Origin of the sequence: Samsonia erythrinae (genome assembly GCF_004342665.1) — a bacterium.
Taxonomy (GTDB): Bacteria; Pseudomonadota; Gammaproteobacteria; order Enterobacterales; family Enterobacteriaceae; genus Samsonia; species Samsonia erythrinae.
The window spans coordinates 86,076-104,729 of record NZ_SMBY01000005.1; the positions used below are offsets into that span (position 1 = coordinate 86,076).

15 protein-coding genes are annotated in these 18,654 nt (G+C 53.5%); 14 read left to right on the forward strand and 1 reads right to left on the reverse strand.

Annotation, left to right across the window (positions count from 1 at the left end):
* Positions 1–57 precede the first annotated feature (57 nt).
* From narX to EDC54_RS10110, 4 genes are all read left to right on the forward strand, one after another.
* Positions 58–1,866 carry a nitrate/nitrite two-component system sensor histidine kinase NarX gene (gene narX, locus EDC54_RS10095; protein ID WP_132455769.1) on the forward strand — a complete coding sequence of 603 codons (1,809 nt, stop codon included), beginning with the start codon at positions 58–60 and terminating at the stop codon, positions 1,864–1,866.
* A complete protein-coding gene (narL, locus tag EDC54_RS10100; protein WP_010276892.1) occupies positions 1,859–2,509 on the forward strand; it encodes a two-component system response regulator NarL in 651 nt (216 codons plus the stop codon). Before narX ends, narL begins: the two co-directional genes overlap by 8 nt.
* Before the next feature lie 256 nt (positions 2,510–2,765).
* A complete protein-coding gene (locus EDC54_RS10105) occupies positions 2,766–4,043 on the forward strand; it encodes an acyltransferase family protein (protein WP_132455771.1) in 1,278 nt (425 codons plus the stop codon).
* Between the two features lie 285 nt (positions 4,044–4,328).
* A complete protein-coding gene (locus tag EDC54_RS10110; RefSeq protein WP_132455773.1) occupies positions 4,329–5,369 on the forward strand; it encodes a DUF481 domain-containing protein in 1,041 nt (346 codons plus the stop codon).
* A 60-nt stretch (positions 5,370–5,429) separates the two neighbouring features.
* Here EDC54_RS10110 and EDC54_RS10115 read toward each other — a convergent pair whose 3' ends face one another.
* On the reverse strand, positions 5,430–6,116 hold the full coding sequence (locus EDC54_RS10115) for a gamma-glutamylcyclotransferase (RefSeq protein WP_132455775.1): 687 nt from the start codon (positions 6,114–6,116) through the stop codon (positions 5,430–5,432).
* A gap of 427 nt (positions 6,117–6,543) precedes the next feature.
* Between EDC54_RS10115 and EDC54_RS10120 the strand changes: the two genes are divergently transcribed.
* The 10 genes from EDC54_RS10120 (at position 6,544) to EDC54_RS10165 (ending at position 18,651) form a co-directional block, all read left to right on the forward strand.
* Positions 6,544–7,347, forward strand: a complete 804-nt coding sequence (locus EDC54_RS10120; protein WP_132455777.1) for a siderophore-interacting protein — start codon at positions 6,544–6,546, stop codon at positions 7,345–7,347.
* 283 nt (positions 7,348–7,630) lie between these two features.
* Complete coding sequence (gene chaA / locus EDC54_RS10125) at positions 7,631–8,725, forward strand: sodium-potassium/proton antiporter ChaA (RefSeq protein WP_132455779.1); 1,095 nt, start codon at positions 7,631–7,633, stop codon at positions 8,723–8,725.
* A gap of 276 nt (positions 8,726–9,001) precedes the next feature.
* The gene (gene dauA / locus EDC54_RS10130) at positions 9,002–10,705 is read left to right on the forward strand and encodes a C4-dicarboxylic acid transporter DauA (RefSeq protein ID WP_132455781.1); all 1,704 of its coding nucleotides are present in this window, start codon (positions 9,002–9,004) and stop codon (positions 10,703–10,705) included.
* 264 nt (positions 10,706–10,969) lie between these two features.
* Complete coding sequence (gene folM / locus EDC54_RS10135) at positions 10,970–11,692, forward strand: dihydromonapterin reductase (protein WP_132455783.1); 723 nt, start codon at positions 10,970–10,972, stop codon at positions 11,690–11,692.
* 141 nt (positions 11,693–11,833) lie between these two features.
* Positions 11,834–12,571, forward strand: a complete 738-nt coding sequence (gene rstA, locus EDC54_RS10140; protein WP_132455785.1) for a two-component system response regulator RstA — start codon at positions 11,834–11,836, stop codon at positions 12,569–12,571.
* Complete coding sequence (gene rstB, locus EDC54_RS10145) at positions 12,568–13,875, forward strand: two-component system sensor histidine kinase RstB (protein WP_132455787.1); 1,308 nt, start codon at positions 12,568–12,570, stop codon at positions 13,873–13,875. The genes rstA and rstB overlap by 4 nt, the downstream gene beginning before the upstream one ends.
* Positions 13,876–14,042: 167 nt before the next feature.
* Positions 14,043–14,402 carry an acid resistance repetitive basic protein Asr gene (gene asr, locus EDC54_RS10150; RefSeq protein WP_132455789.1) on the forward strand — a complete coding sequence of 120 codons (360 nt, stop codon included), beginning with the start codon at positions 14,043–14,045 and terminating at the stop codon, positions 14,400–14,402.
* Between the two features lie 369 nt (positions 14,403–14,771).
* Positions 14,772–15,587, forward strand: a complete 816-nt coding sequence (locus EDC54_RS10155) for a trypsin-like serine peptidase (RefSeq protein WP_132455791.1) — start codon at positions 14,772–14,774, stop codon at positions 15,585–15,587.
* Between the two features lie 401 nt (positions 15,588–15,988).
* The gene (locus EDC54_RS10160; RefSeq protein WP_132455793.1) at positions 15,989–17,767 is read left to right on the forward strand and encodes a sensor domain-containing phosphodiesterase; all 1,779 of its coding nucleotides are present in this window, start codon (positions 15,989–15,991) and stop codon (positions 17,765–17,767) included.
* A gap of 44 nt (positions 17,768–17,811) precedes the next feature.
* A complete protein-coding gene (locus tag EDC54_RS10165) occupies positions 17,812–18,651 on the forward strand; it encodes an EcsC family protein (protein ID WP_132455795.1) in 840 nt (279 codons plus the stop codon).
* Positions 18,652–18,654: the final 3 nt, after the last annotated feature.

Consider the following 18,654-nt stretch of genomic DNA (forward strand, 5'->3'; position numbering starts at 1 on the left):
ACAAGGATTATCCTTCCCGGTACTGATTTTCTACTCCTCTAGCAGAGGTTGTTTTATATGTTGAAACGTTTCCTGCTGCCGCTATCGCTCGTCAATCAGGTCGCGCTGTTAATGTTGCTGTTAGGCCTGCTCGGCATTGCGGGTATGTCGATTTCCAGTTGGATGTCTCAAAGCATTCAAGGGAATGCGCACGCCATTAATAAAGCCGGCTCACTGCGTATGCAAAGCTACCGTCTGCTGTCGATGGTGCCGCTCTCTGCCGGACATGACATTTACCTGCACGAGTTGGAACAGGATGAAATCAGCAGTGATTTACAGCAGGCTGTACGCCGGGAGGGGCTCAGCGAACAGTTCAACACGCTGCGGATTTTCTGGCTGGAGAGCCTGCAACCCCACCTGCGACAGGCGGCGCATCCTAACGACGCGTCGGCAGACGTGGCGCGTTTCGTCACCCAGTTGGACGATCTGGTTTCCGCGATCGACCAGAAAACCGAGCAACGCCTGATGATGGTCACGCAGGTGCAGCGTATTTTCATCGGCATCATGGTTATCCTGCTGGTGACGACGTTCTTTTACCTGCGACGCCGCCTGTTAACGCCATGGCGACATCTGGTTTCGATGACCAAAGCGATTGGCCGGGGGGATTTTACCCAGCGGGTGACCATTCACGGTCAAGACGAAATGAGCACGCTGGGCCAGGTACTGAACAGCATGACGGACGAGCTTTCCGCCATGTACCACGAACTGGAACAGCGCGTGGCCGAAAAAACGGCCGATCTGCAAAAGAAAAACGAGCTCCTCTCTTTTCTTTATCGCGCCAGCCGACATCTGCATACCGGGGCGCCGTTGTGCAGTCGGTTGATGCCGATCCTCAACGAGCTGCCTGAACTGACGCCGCTACGCAATATTCAACTGCGGCTGTATGAAGATAATAATCAGGAGCAATTTCATCAATTTAGCGATAGCAGCCAGCCGCAGCCGGCACGCTGTCCGGACACCCGTTGTCAGAGCTGCGGTATGCAGAGAAAACCGGAAGAAATGCCGGGCGAGCCGCACTGCTGGGATCTGCACGACAAACATGGACAATATGGCATGGTGCTTGCCACGCTTCCGGACAACACCACGCTGAGCCGCGATCAGAACCAATTGCTGAACACGTTACTGGAACAGTTGACCACAACGCTGGCGCTGGAACGCCAATCCCATCATCAACAGCAATTGATGCTCATGGAGGAACGTGCCACCATTGCCCGCGAATTGCATGACTCCATCGCACAGTCTCTCTCTTGCCTGAAAATTCAGGTGAGCTGTCTGCAAATGCAGGGCGGCGAACTGTCGCCCAGCGCGCAGCAGTTGCTGACGGAAATGCGGGAAGAACTGAACACCGCTTACCGTCAATTGCGTGAACTGCTGACGACGTTCCGACTGAAACTCTCTGAGTCCGGTTTACTCGCGGCATTACGGGCCTCCGTCGATGAATTCAGCAAACGTCTGGGCTATGCCATCGAATTAGATTACCGTTTACCGCCGCAGTCGGTATCCGCTCATCAGGGCATCCATATTTTGCAAATCGTGCGTGAAGCGTTAAGTAATATTTATAAACACGCACAGGCGACCCAGGTCGCGATCGCCCTGCAATTGCGTCAGGGCTACATCGAACTCAGCGTGACCGATAACGGTATCGGTATTCCTGACGATGTCAGCCGCGCCAACCACTATGGACTTATTATTATGCGCGACCGTGCACGAGGCTTGCACGGCGAATGCATTGTTCGACGCCGGCCATCGGGAGGCACTGAAGTCAATGTCAGTTTCCTTTCCGAATACCATCACCGGTTGCCATTAACAGGAGAAACACATGATTAACGAAGATGCCGCCACCTTATTGCTGATTGACGACCATCCCATGTTGCGAAATGGCGTTAAACAACTGATCAGCATGGACCCGGAATTGCAGGTGGCCGGCGAAGCAAGCCATGGCGAACAGGGGGTTGAGCTGGCGGAGCAGTTAGATCCGGATTTGATTCTGCTCGATTTGAACATGCCCGGCATGAATGGTTTGGAAACGTTGAATCGCCTGCGCGAAAAATCGCTGTCTGGCCGGATTGTGGTGTTCAGCGTGTCCAACCATGAAGATGATGTTGTCAATGCGCTCAAAAACGGCGCCGATGGCTATCTGCTTAAAGATATGGAGCCAGAAGATTTACTGGCCGCGCTGCATCAGGCGGCGTCAGGAAAAATGGTGCTGAGCGAAACATTAACGCCAATTCTGGCCGCCAGCCTGCGTGAAAGTCGCCACAGCAGCGACCGTGATATTCAACAGCTTACGCCGCGCGAGCGCGATATTCTGAAACTGTTGGCGCAGGGTTTGTCCAATAAGGTCATCGCCCGCAAGCTCACGATCACCGAAAGTACGGTTAAGGTTCACGTCAAACATCTGCTGAAAAAAATGAAGCTGAAATCGCGGGTTGAGGCTGCCGTTTGGGTATTACAAGAAAAGGTCATTTAACCGACGTCAGACAACATCGCGCTTGTCGGCGGTACGGATAAGGCGCTCCGGCGCCCTTCCGTCCGGGATTTCGGGTGAGCGAGAATGACGCCGCCGCTGGCGAAAATATCACCTATTCTCCGCCAAATTTAAACGGTGACTAAACAGCGACGGCATTTATAGCCATTATCCTAATTAATGTGAGGTTTCTCTCGTCTAAACTAGTCTGTAATCGCAATTTACGGCTTTTACACCGAGTTTAACGTTGAGGAACAACATGAAAAAAGTTAGCAAAGAGCGATTTATCGGCCTGGAGTGGTTACGATTTTTGCTCGGTTGCTATGTGATGATTTATCACACCGTGCACGTTTATCCCCAGCGCGAGCGCATTCCTTTTTTAAGCGAGCTCACCAGCATGGGATTTTTCGCCACCAGTACGTTCTTCGTCCTGTCCGGCTTTTTGCTGGCGCATGTGTATATCAAAGATGGGCGTCTGCGTGAGCCGGCCCGTCAATTCTGGGCCAAACGCTTCTTTAATCTTTACCCCATTCATATTATCGCCCTCCTGTCTTCCATTGCCGTCGTGACGCTAATGCAATGGCTGGCTGTACCGCCGGAAGGACAGGTCGCCAGTGCGCGTTTCGTCATTTATGATACCAATGACCCCGCCGCGGATCCCGAAACGCTGCGTCACTACATGACAAATACACAGTTGGCGTTCAACGGGTTATTGCAGGTGCTGATGTTGCAGGCGTGGAACCCTTACTTTCTGACGTTCAACGCCCCGCTGTGGTCGCTTTCTACGCTGTTCTTTTTCTACCTGACGTTTCCACTGCTTGCGCCGCGTCTGTTGAGAAGCCGCCACCCCTGGTTATGGATGGGGATCATCTGCCTGCTGTATCTGCTGCCGCCGATTTGGGTTATCTGGCAACAACAGTTCGGCATGCCCTATACCGGACTATTACAGCGTGGGCCTATTTTTCGCTTACCCGAGTTTCTGGCCGGGATCCTGGGCTACGCGCTGTTCCGCCATTACCGAAATGAAAATCGCCAGCCGCTGAGCAGAGGCCAGCGTTACGCGGTGGCGCTCTTTATCGGCGCTAATTTTCTGGTGGCGACCTGGCTGTTTACAAAAGGTGAGGCCTATTGGTATTTCCTGCTGCACAACGGCTTATTGCTGCCGGCGCAGGTGGGCTTAGTCTGTCTGAGCGCGCTGGCGCGCGAGCCTGACAGCGAGTGGCTACGCCACTGGTCACCGCGGCTCGGCGCGGCGTCGCTTTCTATCTTTGCGCTGCACGTCCCGCTGTTTAACCTGTTCCGCACGCTGGAACAGCTGGTGCGCGGCAACCCGACAGCCTGCCTCAGCGATTGGGACCAATGTATTGCCGCGGCGGGTCAGGTACAGTTGTCGATAACGGGATATCTCCTGTTTCTGGTATCAACCGTCATCCTGTGCGTTCTGTTTCAGGAACGTATTGTTTTACGCGTAAGACAGTTCCTTACCACGCGTTTTTTAACCAAAAATACGGCGAAGCACACGCAGAGCACGGCATAGCGTCTCTTCAGGTTCCTCTGGTCTGAAACGGGTTCAGGCCAGAGGTTACCGCATGACATCCCCCTTCCCTGCGCATGAAAAATGTGACCAACATCGCGTTATAGCCATTAATCATCAATGGCAACTTTTATAATTATTTACATTCTAATCAATCACCTTTTTCGGGTAGAGCATCATTACGATTCCTGTTAATGTTTCCCGCTCCGGATCACTCCGGTTCTTGATTCTCGGCTGTACGTCTCTGACGGACATTTCAATGTATGTCACTACTGTTTATCTGGCAAAATGACACTATCCAAACACGCAATCTCTTCCCTCAGTCTGATCATTGCCCTCTCCGCAGGCATTACGCAGAGCCGCGCTGACACGATTTGGCTAACCAACGGTGATCAGCTCACCGGGAAAATCACGCTGCTCGACGGCGGAAAGCTTTTTATCAACACCGACTATGCCGGAACCGTCGCGGTTTCCTGGGATAAAGTCAAAACCTTTGAAACCGACCACGCTCTGGTCATCCAGGGCGAACGTTATCAGGAAGGGGTTCTCTACCCGGCGATTAAAGCAGGCGAAAATCGCGCTATCGTCGCAACGCCGTCGCTGTCTGCCGAGGCGGCGGGTCCGCAAACGTTGCCGCTTTCCGAAATTACCTCGATCGTGGCGCAAAAGCCGCTGGTGACGGATTTCGCCTGGAAAGGCAACATCGACGCCGGCATGTCGCACAAGAAAAGCTCGACGGAAACCGATAATTACGATGTTTCGTTGGATACCAAGGCGCGTCATGGCACCTGGAGACACAACCTTGATGCCAGTTATCATCTGGCGAAAGAGGATAATGTCGAGAGCACCAAGAATGCGGCGGGCGAATATGCGTTGGATAAATTTGTTGATGAAAACTGGTTCTGGCAGGGACGTTATCAGTACAAACGCGACTGGATCGAAAGCATTAAAATTAACCGCTCATTCGGTCTGGGTCCCGGCTATCAGTTCTGGGATAACGATCTGGGCGCGTTCTCGCTGACATCGCTGGTCAACTCCCAAACGTTTGTTTATCGCGATCAAGGCGAAGACAACTTCTACTCCGGCGGGATGAAATGGGCCTATAACCGCTATTTGTTCAGTAAATCGGTTGAGGCTTTCACCAACGGTGAATTAGGGCGATCTTTCGATGCGACGACGCCGCTGTATCTGAAGGCAGAAGCCGGATTACGCTTTAAGCTGACCGACTGGTCCTCCATGAGTATGAAAGTCTCTCGGACCCGTATCGAAAGCGATCAGGGAGATGTTGACGACACTCTCTATACCATGGGGGTCGGCGTCGGCTGGTAATGCGGCATGTTGCGCCACTGCGGGGTGGACGGCGAATGGCCGTCCACCTCAATGTCTGGCTTATTGCCCGGGAAGTGTGGACGAAAAACAGGACTGCTGTAGGAAACGCACCCGCTGGGCCAGTTCGCTCACGTTTTTATCTTCCGTATTGTGATTCTTTAGCTCTTGTTCCAGCGCAAACAGATATTGCGCATTGGTGCCGAGCGGACCGCTGGCGCGGGCAATCAACGGCGCGACGCTCTGGATACAGGTATCTTGTTCGTTCAGGGGATGTTCGGGCTCGGAAACAAACACCAGCGCCGTCAGCGGTGCGCCGTTTTTCCGCTGTAGCTCGCACCAGAGCGGACGATAGCAGCCCGTCATCATTTCCCGCTTCCACAGCAGTTCCAGATCTTCTCGCAATGAGTCCGTTTGCAAACGGAAAGCCAGCCCCGTCGTTTGCCCTCCGGGCTTCAACGCCAGCATTCTGCCCGGCTGCGAGGCCGTGCCACGCCCCACGGTCAGACGTAAGCAAAAGGCCCGCTGCCAGCCAGTCAACGTCGCCAGACAGACCTCTTCAGCGTCAAAAACCGGGTTCCACATTAGTGAACCATAACCGAATACCCAGACAGCACCACCGGCTGGCCGTCGCGCCAGTGTCCGTTCCAGCGAATCCGCACGCTGCTGCGGCGTGAGCAGCAGCGTCTCGTCGATGGAACCAAAAGAGGTTCTGCAATCCGCTTTTTGCAAAAAATCGCGTGTTAACACAGCTTCCCCCAACATGACTCGCTAAAATGGCGCTCTCTTACGACGCCCCCTCTTATTACCGACCATCAGGGCGGTATCCTTTCTCTCAAGCCTAACTATTTCATCCGCCTGAGTTTATGCCATGATAGGAGTGAGGTTATGCATTTATCGCTTCACAAGCAAGGTTGATAATGGTCACAAAAACTGAAAAAGGTTATGACAATGTTTCATGTGTTGACAGTACGCAATATTCAGCGCTTAACTCACACCAATCGACCACGTTGCAGCAGATAGAACGCACGCCCGATACCCACAACCGCAGGCCAGCTCCGCTGCGGTATAGCGATATCATCCGCAGGGCGAATGTTAGCGCATGAAATGATAATGGTTATCACTTCATGTTATAGTCCTGCCCTGTTCTGGAATTGACTATCCTCGGAGACATGAAATGGCAACGCCGCGCCAGCCTGTTTGGGTTCAGGTTAAACGTATCCACGACCTTTCCCCCCATTTACGCTGCATGACTTTTCATCACGATGCCCTGCGCGATTATCCAGCCGAGCGGTATGGCGCCCATATCAAACTCTTTCTTCCGCAAGCCGGGCAGCAAAAGCCCATCTTGCCGGTCATCGGCGAACGGGGGCCGATATGGCCGGCGGGCGAGGCGCGCCCTATTGTCCGAACCTATAGCGTGCGGGCATTGCGCCCAGAGGAGGCGGAGCTCGATATGGTGTTCGCGCTGCATGACCATGCCGGGCCGGCCGTCACGTTCGCACGGCAGGCCAAACCCGGCGACTGGGTGGGACTTTCGCAGCCTGGTGGCCCGTACCCGATGCTCCCCCCGGCAGCGACTTATTATCTGGCAGGCGACCCGTCATCTCTCCCCGCGATCGCCGCGCTGCTGGAACACCTGCCGGCAGAGACTCAAGGACATGCAGTGATCCGTGTCGACAGCCATGCTGATAAGCTCGATATCGTTACGCCGCCCCGCTTCCAGCTGCACTGGATCGTCGGCGGAACGGACGTCACCGATGCCTTGTTGCACCGTTTTCAGACGCTACCCGCTGCCGATGGAGCATTTTACTGGTTAGCCGGTGAAGATCGCATCGTCGTTCAACTCCGTCGCCATGTTCGCCGGGAACGCGGTTGTGAACGAAATCAGGTGTATGCCGTACCTTATTGGCGAGAAGGGCTAAATGAGGAGGATTATCATCATAAACGCCACGATATCATGGACAATCCCGATCAGTAGCCATTGAAAATACATTTCAAAATCATTGCAATAGGGAGAATAGCTGCAAATTCTCCCCGTTGATGCCGATTTTATCTCAATGCGTAAAAATCCGTAAATTCCCTCGACGAATGCAACGATATGTTATCATTCTGTGCGTTTTATGACGCTATAACTACTTTCTGGTAACTTTTTTCTTTATTACTTGTTTGTGCCCGAAATAATTTGAGCAGAAAATAGGCCGGCTCAATTATAACGGGGATATTTTCATTTTTTTATCCTCTGGATAAGGAGAACGCCCGCAATGAAGTCTCATGCTGAGGTGGCCAAGACTCGCCATCATGAATACTCGCTTATTTTTCCCGTTATTGCGCTCGCCATACTTTATATGTGGGGTAACTCACAAGATCTTATCGCAATTCTCGCCATCAATGCCGTTGCATTAGCGGGGATCCTTTTCAGCGCATTCAGCGTGGTACGCCATGCCGATGTGCTTGCACACCGCCTTGGCGAGCCCTACGGTTCACTTATTCTTAGCCTCTCCGTCGTCATTCTTGAAGTCAGCCTGATTTCAGCGCTGATGGCGACCGGCGACGCGGGCCCGGACCTGATGCGCGATACGCTCTATTCCGTTATCGTGATTGTGACCGGTGGCCTGGTCGGCTTCGCCCTCTTGCTTGGCGGTCGCAAGTTCGCCACGCAGTACGTAAACCTGAGCGGCATCAAGCAGTATCTGATGGCGATCTTCCCGTTGGCCGTGATCGTACTGGTTTTTCCCAGCGCGTTGCCGGGCGGCAACTTCAGCCTCACTCAGTCCCTGATCGTTGCCGCCATTTCCGCAGCGATGTATGGCGTTTTCCTGTTGATTCAGACCCGTACTCACCAAAGTTTGTTTGTTTATGAACACGAGGATGAGGGTGACGATCCACATCACGGTAAGCCATCCGCCCACAGTTCGCTTTGGCACACGGGCTGGCTTCTGATTCACCTGATTGCCGTTATCGCTGTGACCAAGATGAATTCCGTCACGCTGGAAACGTTGTTGACTGAAATGTATGCGCCGACGCAGTTTACGGGCTTTCTGGTCGCGCTATTGATTCTCTCGCCTGAAGGGCTGGGAGCGATCCGCGCCGTCCTGAAAAATCAGGTACAGCGCGCCATGAATCTGTTCTTCGGATCGGTGCTGGCGACGATTTCACTCACGGTGCCAACCGTCACCATCATCGCCATGATGACAGGTCATACGCTGAACTTCGGTCTGGATATGCCCCATATTGTCGTGATGCTGTCTGTTCTGGTGCTGTGCCACATTACGTTCTCGACGGGTAGAACCAACGTGTTAAGCGGCAGCGCGCATCTGGCGCTCTTTGCCGCCTATCTGATTACCATCATGTTGTAATAACATTTGATGACAACCTCATCGTGACAGAATCGGGAGACCCGGTGCCAGGCGTTCTGCTGGGAACGCCATCACCGGGTTTCCCGCAAATTTGACGTTACCGCCGTGCGAATGTTCTTCACCGACGCGATCTTTATCGTATCGGCCCGCCTGACTTCAACTTATCTTGATGTATCTCTGGATCTTCTGAGCGCGTCCGGCGTATCGTATGAGCGTCTTCGACGGACCGCCAGGCCCGCCATGTCCATTTGCTTCCTTACTTTGGTTTCTGTTTAGATGAAAACGCACGGAATTAACGGCATCAGGCCGTTCAGCGCACTAATTGACGCATGCTGGCGCGAAAAATATACACTGCAACGTTTCACCCATGACATTATCGCCGGCATCACCGTTGGCATTATCGCTATTCCACTGGCGATGGCGCTGGCGATCGCCAGTGGCGTTCCCCCGCAGTACGGATTGTATACCTCGGCCATCGCCGGGATCGTCATTGCCGTGAGCGGCGGATCGCGCTTCAGCGTATCGGGGCCGACTGCGGCGTTCGTCGTCATTCTCTATCCGGTGTCGCAGCAGTTCGGGCTATCCGGCCTGCTGGTGGCCACCTTACTTTCCGGCGTGTTTTTACTGCTGATGGGCGTTTGCCGCTTCGGTCGCCTGATTGAATACATTCCGCTCTCGGTGACGCTGGGGTTTACCTCTGGGATCGCCATCACCATCGGAACTATGCAAATCAAAGATTTTTTCGGCTTGCAAATGGCGGTAGTGCCTGAGCACTACGTCGAGAAAGTCGCGGCGCTGGCGCAATCCCTGCCTACTCTGCACCTGGCCGATACGCTGATTGGCGCAACAACGCTGCTGGTCTTAATCTTCTGGCCGAGGCTGGGCATTCGCCTGCCCGGTCATCTGCCCGCGCTGCTGGCGGGGGTCGCCGTGATGGGGATCATGTCGCTGTTTGGTGAGAATGTGGCGACCATCGGCTCCCGTTTCAGCTATATGCTGGCCGATGGCTCACAGGGACAGGGTATCCCGCCCATCCTGCCGCAGCTCGTTTTGCCGTGGAATATCCCGTCACCTGAGGGGAAAACCATGGCGCTGGATTGGCACAGCATTTCAGCTCTGCTGCCCGCGGCATTTTCTATGGCCATGCTGGGCGCGATTGAATCGCTGCTGTGCGCCGTCGTGCTGGACGGTATGACGGGTAAAAAGCACCACTCCAACGCGGAACTGGTGGGACAAGGTTTTGGCAACATCATCGCACCGTTCTTTGGCGGCATTACCGCCACCGCCGCGATCGCCCGCTCGGCCGCGAACGTGCGGGCCGGAGCAAGCTCGCCGATCTCCGCCGTTATCCATGCGCTGTTGGTGCTGCTGGCTCTGCTGATACTGGCCCCATGGCTGTCTTATCTGCCGTTAGCCGCGATGGCCTCACTGCTGCTGATCGTCGCCTGGAACATGAGCGAAGCGCATAAAGTTGTCGACCTGCTCCGCCACGGGCCGAAAGACGATATCATCGTGATGCTGCTTTGCATGTCGCTGACCGTCCTGTTTGACATGGTTATCGCCATTACCGTGGGTATCGTCCTGGCCTCGTTGCTCTTTATGCGCCGTATCGCGCAAATGACGCGGTTGAGCGAGCTGCCGGACACCAAAATACCCGACCACCTGGTTTTACGGGTTAACGGCCCACTGTTTTTCGCCGCGGCAGAGCGCATCTTTAACGATCTGACGGTACGCAGCGAAGGTTATCAAAACATCATCTTACAGTGGGATGCCGTACCGGTACTGGATGCCGGCGGATTAAATGCGTTCCTGCGCTTTAGCGAAACGCTGCCCGAAGGCAAGCAGCTCATCATCACCGATATCCCTTTCCAACCGCTCAAAACGCTGGCGCGGGCGAAAGTGCATCCGATCCAAGGGAAGCTCAGCTTCTACGGCTCGTTGGCGCAGGCAATTGAGGCGACCACCGCGCGTTCCGCATAACGAATCTCACCCGCCATGCCGTGCCCGCGCTGCACGGCATGGCATGTTAAAGCGCGCAGACAGCCATTTGTCTGCGTTCAATCCGACGCCTTGCCACACGCAGGGCGCGACGGCAATGCCGCTCCCCCCTGTTCGAGTCAGTCATCCAAAGTGGTCAGGCAACGTCTTGTACATGCCGCCTGAAGTATGGCGAGTATGCAGAAAAATTCAGGTATATTGTCACGGTTTGCCACCTTTTGACCCGCGTGTTGAGGAGATCTCATCGTGACAACTTTTTCTTCCGCTCCCGTGCTCATTACCGGCGGAGCCCGACGTATCGGGCTGGCGTTGGCCCGTTCATTTCTGGCTCGGTCGATTCCGGTGATACTCAGCTATCGTACCCCTTATACCGAACTGGACGCATTACGTCAGGCGGGCGCAATCTGTTTGGCCGCCGATTTTTCCACGACGGAAAACATCTATGCCTTCGCTGAACAGATCCGGTCGCTCACGCCGCGGCTGCGCGCAATGATTCATAACGCCAGCCGCTGGGAACCGGAGACGCCGACCACTCCGCCAGAGCAAACGCTGGCCGATATGCTGCAAATTCATGTTTATACGCCCTATTTGCTCAACCAATTGCTGGAGCCCTGTCTGCGTGGGCAAGGCATCGCAGGCGCAGACATTATTCATCTGACGGATTACGTCGTGGAAAAAGGCAGTGAGAAACATATCGCGTATGCCGCCAGCAAAGCGGCGCTGGATAACATGACGCGATCCTTTGCCCGCAAGCTGGCGCCGGAGGTGAAGGTAAACGCCATTGCGCCCGGCTTAATTCTGTTTAAAGAACAGGATGACGACGCGTATCGCCAACAGGCCCTTGAGAAGTCATTAATGAAAATTGCGCCCGGTGAAGAGGAGATTGTCAGGCTGGTGGAGTATTTACTCAGCAGCCGCTACATGACCGGAAAAACGCTGGGCGTCGATGGCGGACGGGCTTTGCGCTAGCGTCGCGCCAAAAAGGACGCCGCCGCTTACCGAATTCAGACCTGCAAACAAACGCTTAACACCCATTTACGCTTCATTTCTCGTTTATCCCCGTTCATGAGGCTATGCTACCCGCAGTGAGATGGGGATAACGTAAAGACCATGCATAAGATTGTTTTTATCGAAGATGATAGCGAGGTTGGAAAACTGATCGCAGCCTACCTCGGCAAGCATGACATTGATGTTCAGGTTGAAGCTCGGGGCGATCGGGCATTAGCTTTTATTGAACAGCATCAGCCCGATCTCGTGCTGTTGGATATCATGCTGCCCGGTAAAGACGGCATGACGATTTGTCAGGAATTGCGGCCACAATACCGCGGCCCGATTGTGCTGCTGACCTCGCTGGACAGCGATATGAACCATATTTTGTCGCTGGAAATGGGCGCCGATGATTACATATTGAAAACCACGCCGCCTGCCGTGTTACTCGCCCGTCTGCGCCTGCATTTGCGACAATACGCCGCTGCGCCGCACGCGACGGCGGAAAGCGTAACGCACACCGCGTTGCAGGTCCATAAACCACTGCACTTTGGTCTGCTCTGTATTGACCCGGTAAACCGGGAGGTCACCTTAGGGCAAGAACATATCGTCTTATCCACCGCCGATTTCGATCTCCTTTGGCAGCTAGCGACACATGCCGGTCACATCATGGATCGCGACGCGCTGTTGAAAAATCTGCGCGGCGTCAGCTATGACGGTATGGATCGCAGTATCGATGTGGCGATTTCCCGCCTGCGGAAAAAACTCTACGACAACCCGCTGGAGCCGTTCCGCATCAAAACCGTGCGTAACAAAGGCTACCTCTTCGCGCCGAATACCTGGGAGAGCGTTACGCCATGAGAAAGCTGTTCGTGCAGTTTTTTCTGTTACTGTTCGCCTGTTTTGTCGTCATGACGCTACTGGTTGGGCTGGTTTACAAAGTGACGGCCGAACGCGCCGGGCGTCAGTCTATGGATGACCTGATGAAAAGTTCGTTATACCTCATTCGTAACGAACTGCGCGCGATCCCCCCCCGTGACTGGCACAAAACCATCAGTCAGCTCGATTTGAACCTGTCGTTTAAATTGCACATCGAGCCGGTGAGTAAATACGCGCTGAACCCCAGAGATAGACAGCGGCTGAATCAGGGTGAAATCATTGCGCTGGATGACGAGTACACCTTTATCCAACGCATTCCCCGCAGTCATTATGTGCTTGCCGTCGGCCCGATTCCCTATCTGTTCTTCCTACACGAAATGCGGCTACTGGATCTACTGCTCGTGATCCTTATCGGGTTATCGTTGGCATTGCCGGTTTTTCTGTGGATGCGGCCGCACTGGCAAGCAATGTTAAAGCTGGAACACGCCGCGCAGCGTCTGGGTGATGGTCATCTGGAAGAACGTATCCATTTCGATAACACGTCGAGTCTGTTCCGACTGGGCGTCGCATTTAACCGGATGGCGGATAATCTGAATCAGTTGATCAACAGTAAAAAGCAGTTAATCGACAGTATTGCACACGAACTGCGAACACCGCTGGTCAGGCTGCGCTACCGGCTGGCCATGAGCGACAATCTGACGGAAGACGAACAGCAGGCGTTAAACCGGGATATTGGTCAACTCGAAGCCTTGATTGACGAACTGCTAACCTATGCCAGGCTCGACCGTCCTCAGGTGGCATTGCATCTTGCCGATATTGATATTCCCTCGTGGTTGCAGGCAAAGGTGGATGATTTCCGTCTGATCCACCCGGATAAACACATCTCGCTGGAGATGCCCCATACGGCGCAGATCGGCGCGCTCGATCTGCGACTGATGGAACGGGTTTTGAATAACCTGATCGGCAACGGTCTGCGCTTCTGCCATACGCGCCTGCACATCAGTTTGACATCCAGAGCTGACAATTTGGCCTGTCTGCAAGTCGAAGATGACGGCCCCGGCATTGCCCCCGAAAACCGGGAACGTGTCTTTGAGCCGTTTATTCGTCTGGAGGCAGGAATGGAGAACAGTAGCGGAGGCTGCGGACTGGGGCTGGCGATCGTCCATGCTATCGCCCGCGCTTACGAAGGCCGCGTAAGCGTGGATGACAGTCCGCTCGGCGGCGCCCGCTTCCGTTTCTCCTGGCCGGTAAAAACAGCGACAACCACTACCGCGGCATTGCGCTAGCCACGACGGCGGTTATCCCGCCGTCCTCTTTCAATCGCTTCCGGCTTGTACATTCGGTTACATGCCGAAACCAATCACTCACTGAAGCCACGATCGGTTTTTCTTATTCTCATCTCACCGGCCCAACTGAGGGTCACGAAACGTGAATGAGAAATGAGGAAAAGATGATGAATAAAGTATTAGTTATGATCGCGGGTGCGGCTCTGGGTCTGTCCTCTGTAGCCTTTGCCGCAGATACCGTAACCAGCATGCCCGCTCAGGCTTCAGCGGCCACAACGTCCGCTCCGGCTAAAGCCCATCACCATAAAAAAATGGGGGATAAAGCCAAACCGGCTACGGAACAAAAAGCACAGGCGGCCAAAAAACACGTGAAGAAAGCCAAACCGGCGGCGGAACAAAAAGCGCAGGCGGCCAAGAAACACGTGAAAAAAGCCAAACCCGCAACGGAGCAGAAAGCGCAAGCGGCAAAAAAACACGTGAAAAAGGCGAAAACGGCTAAGCCTGAAACCACCCCGCCAGCGGCGTAAGTACGCTGTCTCCCCTTACGGGAAAGCGGCCCCCATCGGCGACCGCGGTTTCATCACATGACTCTACGGGTTCCCCAATGGGGTTACCCTCAAAACACCCGGTTTACCGGGTGTTTATTTCATGGGGTACGGGATAATGATACGTCGTTACTCATTTGAAATTACGTTATCCCTTGTTTTGCTCTGTGGACTTATCACCCTGATTTTTTTCCTCTAGGCAGTTGCGGAGGTCATCCCTATCAGGGGCCATCCCTTTACTCTTCAGGCAACAACCCCCGTGATTTACATCTATAATTCGCTTAACGCATTACGTTTGAATCAATGCGTTCACTCACGTTGCTGACTTTTACCATAAGGTTGACTCATTACATGCGCATATCAGCCTGGTTGTTATGTTCATTACCCTTTATCGCTTCGTTAAGTTGGGCAACGACCACCCCGTCAGATATCGCCACGCAACAACAAATATTATTTTTCAATCACGACGATCGGGATGCCGTCCCTGACGCCGCGAGCTGGCCGTGGCAGGCTATCGGCCAGTTGGAAACCGCCAGCGGCAACCTCTGTACCGCGACACTCATTTCGCCCCATTTGGCGCTCACCGCGGGACACTGCGTGGTTATGCCGCCAAAGGGCGAGATCGATCCCCCCGTCGCGTTACGCTTTCTGGCGACAGCGGACGGTTGGCGCTATGAAACAACAGAAATTGAAGCGCTGACGAATAAAAAACTCGCCCGGAAATTGAAAGCTGACGGAGAGGGATGGATCGTTCCGCCTTCGGCGGCGCCACTGGATTATGCGCTGATTCGTCTGCAACAAACGCCGCCGGGTATTCGCCCGCTCCCGATATGGCAGGGAAGCCGTCAGGACTTGATAAAGACATTAAGGGAAAACGACCAACGCGTGACGCAGGCAGGTTATCCGGAAGATCATCAGGACAGGCTCTATCGTCATCAGAATTGTGTGATCACGGGCTGGGTTCACTCCGCGGTTATGGCGCATCAGTGCGACACATTGCCGGGCGACAGCGGTTCTCCGCTCATGATGAACCTGACATCAGGCTGGGTGCTCATGGGGATTCAAAGCTCAGCGCCAGAGGCCAGCGCGCGCGATCGCGCGGATAACCGCGCCGTCGCCGTTACTGCCATTCGCCAGCAGTTGGAGAGCATGGCAAAACGACGCTAAGTCACCATGAATTTCGCTTCTTCCGTCAGGCGAGCGTACTTAACGTATCGCCTAACGTTTTTCATCTGAATATGGCATTAAAAATGTATGTTATAATTTTATCCGCGATATACGCTAATTTCTGTTTCATGACATCCCAACGCGGATGTCAAAATTATTCAAATTTCATTTATTTCTTCTGAAAAATGCTGCTTTATAATTATACTTTCATTTGCAGCCGCGCCTTTCCAACGCGCTATTTTTTAACACCAACCCTCGCTAAGGAGAAAATACGTTGGTTTATAGCTAAAAGATGAGCGTGATATAATAAGCCACCTTATTTTTTAGCCGCTATACTAATGTGTCGCCATTAATTTAAATAGCTGTTATCGCGATTATTTTTGCGAAAAGGAAGAGTCTACATGTTAAAACATTTGAGTCATGATGAAGAAAAACGCATGCAGATTCTCGACGAGCTACAGAAAACCGACGCCTATCAGGATGAAGTCCTGCATAAACTCACCAACATGGCCTGTCAGCTACTGAGTACGCCGACAGCGCTCATCACCCTGACGGGCCCGAAAACGCTGCACATTAAAGCAAAAACCTGTTTCCCTCTGGATGATATCGATAAAATCGGCACCTTCGATCACTTTACCATAGAGACAGGTCGAGACTTTGTCTGCCCCGACGCAAAACAAGATGCGCGCTTTAAAAACAGCCCTTTCGTTACCGGTGAACCCTTTATGCGTTTTTATGCCGGCGTACCGCTGAAAACCAAAGAAGGGTATTCCATCGGTACACTTTGCGTTATCGATTATGTTCCTCGCACGCTCAGTAAAATCCAATTACGGCTATTACGTGATTTAGCCTCCATCGCGATGATATTAATGGAGTACCGTAATAATATCGGGCTGATTGATGGCGTGACGCTATTAGCTAACCGCCAGCGCCTGATTTACGATATCAGTCACATTACGGATATTCATGAAAACTATCTGCTTATTTTGATTGATACCATTGAGATTTCTTACGCTTATGAAATGGGGTGTGCGCTGGGCATGCCGACCGTCGAAGGTTTGCTAAAAGATATAGGCGTTTTTCTGCGTCTGAGTTTAAGCGCAACAAGCAGTATTTATAGCGTCGCTGTCGGACGCTTCGCGCTATTAGTCAAGTCAGATAAAAAAGAACAGGCGCTGGCGGAACTCGACGCCTGTGCCGATCGCATCCATGAAAGTATTTCCAGCCATATTCCGCTTAAGCTGGAGCTTTTCACCGGCTACACCGAATTTCAGATCCCCGCCAACGACCCACAACGTATTCTGCGGGAAGCGATGAGCGCACTGCGCGTCGCCATCACCCGGAACATCCGCCATTCCGCCTATGATCATGAGGCGGATAAAGCACAGCAGTTGGCCTTTACCCTGCTTAATGAGCTGGCCGATGTGATACAGAACAACAAACCGGGTCTCTATCTGGTGTATCAGCCGAAGTTAAGTCTCACGACGCACACCATCACCGGCGCCGAAGCGCTGATTCGCTGGCGTCACCCCACGCTGGGTGAAATTTATCCCGACCAGTTTATTCCGTTGGCGGAAGGAACGACGCTGATGCGACCGTTAACCGAATGGGTCATCCGGCAATCGGCGAGCCAGGTTAAGGCGTGGCGTCAAACGGGGCTAACGTTCCCGGTATCGGTTAATATCGCCGTCAGTAATTTTGCCGAAAGTGATTTCATCCCGCGGATCATGGCGATTTTGGAAGGTGATGGGCTGACCCCACAGGATGTTGACCTGGAGTGCGTCGAAACGCAGAAGATTATTGAGAGCTCAGAAACATCCGCCACGATGCTGGCGCTCAAGCAGCTCGGCTTCACGATTGCGCTTGATGATTTCGGTTCGGGATACAGCAACTTAAGCTATCTGCGCAATATTCCCGCGACGATGATAAAGCTGGATAAGTCGCTGATTAAAGATATCAAAACCGACCACAATAGCCGGGTTATTGTGGCGTCGGCGATCGGCATGCTGCACAAACTGAATTACACTGTGCTGGCGGAAGGCGTTGAAAACAAGGAAACGCTTGAACATCTGACACGTTTTGGTTGCAACGAAGTGCAGGGGTATTATTTCTCCCGCCCTATTCTGCCAGAGAATTTCTCCCTCTGGCTAGCCGCGCACTCGTCACGTATTGCTACCTAGCCTCGCCTGAAAACAGGCAGATTGCCCATCGATGAGGAACGCGAATGACTCTTCTTACTTCGCAGGATGAAATTGCCATCAAAAATGCCATCGCGCTGTTGGAAGCGCCCTCTTTTGCCATACAGGCCGCAAATCTGGTGGGCAAGCCGATTGAGTGGAGCTTATCCAGACTACCGACCATGGTGAAAAACAAAATACAGGATGTCGTGCACTCGGCGCTTTACAAAGCGGTAGATGCGGCGCTCTATACGCTGGACGATGCCCCTGCGCGGCCCGCCTCCCCCAAAACACATAAACTGGCCGTCGCCGCGTCCGGTGCGGTCAGCGGTTTCTTTGGTGCCGCGGGCTTGCTGGTCGAACTCCCCATCAGCACTACCATCATGATGCGTTCAGTGGCCGATACCGCCCGCAGCGAAGGGTTTGCCCTTTCTGATATGTCCGTTAAAGCCGCCTGCGTGGAAGTGTTCGCCCTTGGCGGCACACAAGAAAGCGATGACGCCGCGGATTCCGCCTACTATGCATCACGTGCTGTCCTTGCAGACATTACCAAACATGCCACACGTGAATTGATCGGCATCGCCGGCAAAAAAAGCGCGGGCAAAGCGTCTGCCAGGATGAGCACCTCACACGCGGGGAAAACGCTGGCGAAACTGATTGATGCCGTCGCCATGCGGCTTGGGGTGACTATGACGGAAAAAATGGCCGCGCAGATTGTCCCGGTCATTGGCGCGGCAAGCGGCGCCGCGATAAATACCCTTTTCATTCACCACTACCAAAACATGGCGAAAGGTCACTTCACCATCAAGCGTCTGGAACAGCAGTATGGTGAGGAGGCCATCAGATCGGCGTATCTGGCATTAAAACAACCGCCATCGCCGACCTGATAC